Below are 1,199 nucleotides of genomic sequence, written 5' to 3'. Positions count from 1 at the left end.
GGGTCTGTACGCTCACCGGTGTAATTGATGATCATGGAAGAGACATCAAGTGACTGACACCGTGACCAAGTCCGCGACCGCCGATGACCAGGCGGAACCGCCGCTGGAGAGTGTGGCGGTCGAGCAGAGGCTCATCGAGCAGCTCGTCGCACAGGCCCGGAGCAAGGGTCTGCAGCTGACCGGCGAGGGCGGGCTGCTGCAGCAGCTCACCAAGACGGTTCTGGAGTCCGCCCTGGAGGGCGAGATCACCGACCATCTCGGCTACGACAAGCACGACCCGGCGGGCAAGGACGGCGGCAACTCCCGCAACGGCACCCGCTCCAAGACCGTGCTGACCGACATCGGGCCGGTCGAGATCGATGTCCCTCGCGACCGGGAGGGTTCCTTCGAGCCGGCCATCGTCAAGAAGCGGCAGCGCCGGCTGACCGGCGTCGACGAGATGGTCCTGTCCCTGTCCGCGAAGGGCCTCACTCACGGCGAGATCTCCTCGCACCTGGCCGAGGTCTACGGCGCCAGCGTGTCCAAGACGACCATCAGCACGATCACCGACAAGGTGATGGATGGCATGGCGGAATGGCAGAGCCGTCCGCTCGACCGCGTCTACCCGGTCGTCTTCATTGACGCTATCAACGTCAAGATTCGCGATGGCCAAGTAGCGAATAGGCCGATCTATGTGGCCTTGGCGGTTACCGCCGAGGGGCACCGGGACATCCTCGGGCTGTGGGCCGGCGACGGCGGCGAAGGCGCGAAACACTGGCTGCGGGTGCTCTCCGAGCTCAAGAACAGGGGCGTTGAAGACGTCCTCATGCTGGTCTGCGACGGGTTGAAGGGGCTGCCTGACGCGGTCGGCGAAGTCTGGCCGCGAACTGTTGTGCAAACATGTGTGGTTCACCTGCTGCGGGCGTCATTCCGCTATGCGGCCCGCCAGGACTGGGACAAGATCGCCAAGGCGCTCAAGCCCGTCTACACCGCGCCGAGCGAGGACGCGGCCACGACGCGGTTCCTGGAGTTCGCCGAGACCTGGGGCAGGAAGTACCCGGCGATCGTCCGCCTCTGGGAGTCCAGCTGGCCCGAGTTCACGCCTTTCCTTCAGTTTGATGCTGAGATACGCCGCATTGTGTGCACGACGAACAGCATCGAGAGCGTCAACGCGCGCATCCGCAAGGCCGTCCGCGCCCGCGGGCACTTCCCCACGGAGC

The 1,199-nt window shown here is 65.3% G+C and carries 1 protein-coding gene; it reads left to right on the top strand.

Annotated features, from left to right (window positions below; translation table 11 throughout):
- Nucleotides 1–49: 49 nt before the first annotated feature.
- A partial coding sequence (locus ACIRRY_RS51810) for an IS256 family transposase (RefSeq protein WP_403988159.1) occupies nucleotides 50–1,199 on the top strand: 1,150 nt, incomplete at its 3' end.

Source organism: Streptomyces sp. NPDC101776 (assembly GCF_044766845.1).
Lineage (GTDB): Bacteria > Actinomycetota > Actinomycetes > Streptomycetales > Streptomycetaceae > Streptomyces.
Note: the sequence above shows the minus strand (reverse complement) of the source record. Positions and strands in the feature narration are given on the sequence as shown.